Source organism: Mycolicibacterium sp. CBM1, assembly GCF_054073305.1.
This window is the reverse complement of record NZ_JBSXPP010000046.1, coordinates 1-3,537: the sequence shown is the minus strand read 5'-3', so window position 1 is coordinate 3,537 and position 3,537 is coordinate 1. Positions and strand designations below refer to the sequence as shown.

Genomic DNA, 3,537 nt, shown 5'->3' with positions numbered 1-3,537 from the left:
TGGCGAGTCCCCGATTCTGAGTCCACCCGGTTCTTGAGTCGGGGTGGTGTGATCCAGTTTCAGTTGATGTTGCAGTCCATCGGGGTGTGGGTGCAGCTGCAGACGGCAGCGTACTCGGCCGGGGTGCGGTAGCCCAGGGCCGAGTGGCGGTGCCGGTAGTTGTGTTCGTGCTTGAAGTCGCCGATGACCACGCGGGCTTCGAGCAGGGTGTTCCAGTGGTTGCGGTTGAGGCACTCCTTGCGTAGTCGGTTGTTGAACGATTCGATGTGTCCGTTGTTCCATGGCGCTCCTGGCGGGATATACGACATACCAGTCCGACCGTCACAGAACTGCTGCAGCGCTTGGGAAATGAACTCCGGACCGTTGTCCATCCGCAGCACCTTCGGCGGCCCACCCGCTGCGGCGAACACGTTGGCGAGATCGGCGACGAGTCGGTCGGCGGTGATCGACCGCTCAACGATGTGCAGCAGTGAGACGCGGGTGTGCTCGTCGATCATCGAGGCGATCTTGATGGCCTTGCCGTCGACGGTGGAATCGAACTGGAAGTCGATCGCCCACACCACGTTCGGGGCATCGGCCTCGATCGATGGGATCGACGACACCCCGGCCCGCTTGCGCGGACTGTGCACCCGCACCTGCAGCCCTTCCTCGCGCCACAGCCGGTGGATCTTCTTCAAATTGACCTCACGGCGCTCGTCGTAGCGCAACGCCGCCCAGGCACGGCGGAACCCATGGCATGGGTTCTTCGTCGCGTACGTGCGCAGCCAGGCCCGCATCTCGGCATCGGGATCGGCGGGGGTCTGCGACAACGGCAGGCGACGGCAGGTGGAGCGGGGCAGCCCAACGGCTTTGCACGCCAACCGTTCCGACATGCCCATCATGGAGGTGAGCATGCCGACGGCGCGGCGCTTGGCAGCTGGGCCTAAAATTTTCCCTTTGCGACCTCCCGCAAGGCGTCTTTGACCAGCTCGGCCTCGGCCAGTAATCGCTTCAGTCGGGCGTTCTGTTCGCGCAATTCCTTGAGTTCCTTGGCGGCATCGGTGTCCATCCCGCCGTAGGCGCGACGCCAGTTGTACAACGTCGCCGCAGACACCTCGAGTTCGGCTGCGATTTCCTCGCCGGTCTTGCCTTCGGCGGCCAGTTCGTCCGCACGGCGCAGTTTGCGCACGATGTCTTCTGCGGAGTTCCGCTTCCGACCAGCCATACGTTCATCGTCCCTTCTCGCCCACCATCGGGCTACAGGACTCTAGAACTTGCTGGACTCGTTCACCGGGAACACGCCACTCATTGCGCTCAGGATCACGGAACCGTTGGTGAACCACTTGACCCCCAGGAAGTAGCGGTAGCGCATACACGCAGTTCGTCGGCGGTTTCCGGCGTTAAGACGCGAGGCGTGACGTTCACTGACGCGCAGGTCGTTCAGCATCGCGCATGACGTTTGGTCCCAAAGTGGTCCGCGCAACTGCGCCCGACAGCATGCGGGAATCACTTCTAGCTGATATCAGTTCTGGCTGATAGAATTGCGGATGTGCGGAAGTGGGAGGTTGATCTAACCCTCATCGAAACATGGATCGACAGCCTCGACGACGAGGAGTACGACCACCTGATCGCGGCGCTGGAGCAGTTGGAGGAATACGGACCAGTAACACGCCGGCCATTCGTGGACACCCTCGCAGGATCGGCACATCCGAACATGAAGGAACTCCGACCTCGCCCCACCAAGGGTGGAGCCCACATCCGGGTGCTCTTCGCCTTCGACATCCAGTCCCGAGCGATCATGCTCGTCGCCGGAGACAAAGCAGGGAACTGGACGAAGTGGTATGCGATCAACGTTCCCATCGCCGACCGCCTCTTCACCGAACACCAACAGAAGATGAAGCAGGCAGCCGCAGCCGCCAAGCCAAAGACAAGAAAGGGGAAGAAACGATGACCACGCTCGATGATCTTCGCCGTCGCCGTCCGGGCAACCGTGCCCGCATCGACGCAATCAAGGAAGAAATGGATCGCGAGGTTGCGCAGTACCGTCTTCGAGAATTGCGGGAAGACGCCGGTTACACCCAGACCGCGCTCGCCGCAGCCATCGGTGTCGGGCAGAACCGCGTTTCCCAAATGGAACACGGCGACCTGGGCACCAGCCGGGTCGACACACTCCGTAAGTACGTGGAGGCCACCGGTGGTGAGCTGGAGGTCGCAGTCAAACGCCCAGACGGCTCTCGGGTCTTACTGAATCTCTAGTTGGGTCTGGCGTGCTCCCGCTGAATGAGTCCAACTGATCTGTACCCGCCGTTTCGAGCCACGATCATGCGAGTTGAGGGATCGAATAGGTGGATGTCCAGAGCGTTTCGTACTCTGTGGGGCTGATGTTACCGAGGTAGCTGTGCCGGCGTTCGATGTTGTAGAAGTTGTCGATGTAATCGGCCATGGCGGCAGCTAATTCGATGGTGGTGGCCCAACGGCGGGTGTTGAGTAGTTCGACTTGCATCCGTGCCCAGAAGGACTCCATGGCGGCGTTATCGAAGCAGTCGCCCACGGTACCGAACGAGCCGAGCAGGCCCCACCGCCGCATGTTCTCACCAAAGCTCCAGGACGTGAACTGACTACCATGGTCGGCATGCAGAATCGTTGGGCCACTGCGGTTTCTGCTATCGGCGGCCATGTTGACCGCATTGTTGACCAGGGCGGTGTCGGGGGTGGTGGAAAAGGTGCGGGCGACGATCATCCGCGAGAAGCAGTCCAGGATCGCGCAGCAATACACCTTGCCGTCACGCGCGGGATGTTCGGTGATATCCGTACACCACAGTTCGTTCGGCTTGGTGGCAGTGAACTGCCGATTGACCAGGTCAACGGGGGTGTCGACACCAATCAGGTTGGGTTTCCGCCGCCCGGGACGCGGCACCCCGTACAGGCCGTGCTCGGCCATTATCGAGTTGACGAGCTTGTGGTTGACGTTCATCTCGTAGTCGGCCAACAACGCCGCGCGGACCCGCCGGCGCCCGTAGGTGCCGCGGGAGCGTTGGTGGATCTCGGTGATCGTGTCGGCCACAATGAGGCGACGCACCTCGCGGTCCGGGACAGGGCGGTGCCGGTGATACTGCAATAGAGAACGCGTCAATCCTGTTATCCGGCAGGCAGATCGGCCTGAGTATCCTCGCGCGATCAGCCCCTCAGTGATCGCGCGTCGGCGTTTTGGGGGCACCACCGCCTGCTCGTCGAACAGCTCGCACGCGTCGCGGGTCAGGGCCAGCTCGGCCTCGAGCGCCGCGATCCGCTTGCGAGCCGCGGCGAGTTCGTCAGCCTCCACACTGGGAATGCCCTCGATGACCCCGGCGTCGATCAGTGCCTGACGTTTCCAACGGAACAGAGTTGCTTCACAGATCCCGGTCTCGACCGCAACGGCAGCCACCGGTTCACCCGATCGCAGCCGCGCAACGATTTGCCGACGGACCGACGACGAATACTGACGGGGCATGTGACCTCCCGATGATCACTCTGCCCTCTACTCGCATGACCGTGGACCAACAACACGGGTACAGATCA

4 protein-coding genes are annotated in these 3,537 nt (G+C 61.9%); 2 read left to right on the top strand and 2 right to left on the bottom strand.

From position 1 onward, the window contains the following. Positions 1-59: 59 nt before the first annotated feature. Positions 60-1,204, bottom strand: a protein-coding gene (locus tag ACXDF8_RS26875; RefSeq protein ID WP_457221679.1) for an IS3 family transposase whose coding sequence is annotated in 2 segments (ribosomal slippage) — positions 60-937 and positions 937-1,204 — 1,146 coding nt in all. Because the reading frame shifts where the segments join, the coding sequence is not laid out codon by codon here. Positions 1,205-1,528: 324 nt separating this feature from the next. Between ACXDF8_RS26875 and ACXDF8_RS26870 the strand changes: the two genes are divergently transcribed. Both ACXDF8_RS26870 and ACXDF8_RS26865 read left to right on the top strand, forming a co-directional pair. Further along, positions 1,529-1,930, top strand: coding sequence for a type II toxin-antitoxin system RelE/ParE family toxin (locus ACXDF8_RS26870; RefSeq protein WP_457226278.1), 402 nt, complete (start codon positions 1,529-1,531; stop codon positions 1,928-1,930). Further along, positions 1,927-2,235 carry a type II toxin-antitoxin system RelB family anti-toxin gene (locus tag ACXDF8_RS26865; protein ID WP_457226277.1) on the top strand — a complete coding sequence of 103 codons (309 nt, stop codon included), beginning with the start codon at positions 1,927-1,929 and terminating at the stop codon, positions 2,233-2,235. Before ACXDF8_RS26870 ends, ACXDF8_RS26865 begins: the two co-directional genes overlap by 4 nt. Positions 2,236-2,299: 64 nt before the next feature. On the opposite strand, the gene ACXDF8_RS26860 is transcribed toward ACXDF8_RS26865, so the two are convergent. Next, positions 2,300-3,403, bottom strand: a complete 1,104-nt coding sequence (locus tag ACXDF8_RS26860; protein ID WP_457223823.1) for an IS3 family transposase — start codon at positions 3,401-3,403, stop codon at positions 2,300-2,302. Positions 3,404-3,537 lie beyond the last annotated feature (134 nt).

Bases quoted from the DNA above. Each gene is read 5' to 3' on its own strand.
- ACXDF8_RS26865 (WP_457226277.1), top strand. From the start codon at position 1,927: ATGACCACGCTCGATGATCTTCGCCGTCGCCGTCCGGGCAACCGTGCC.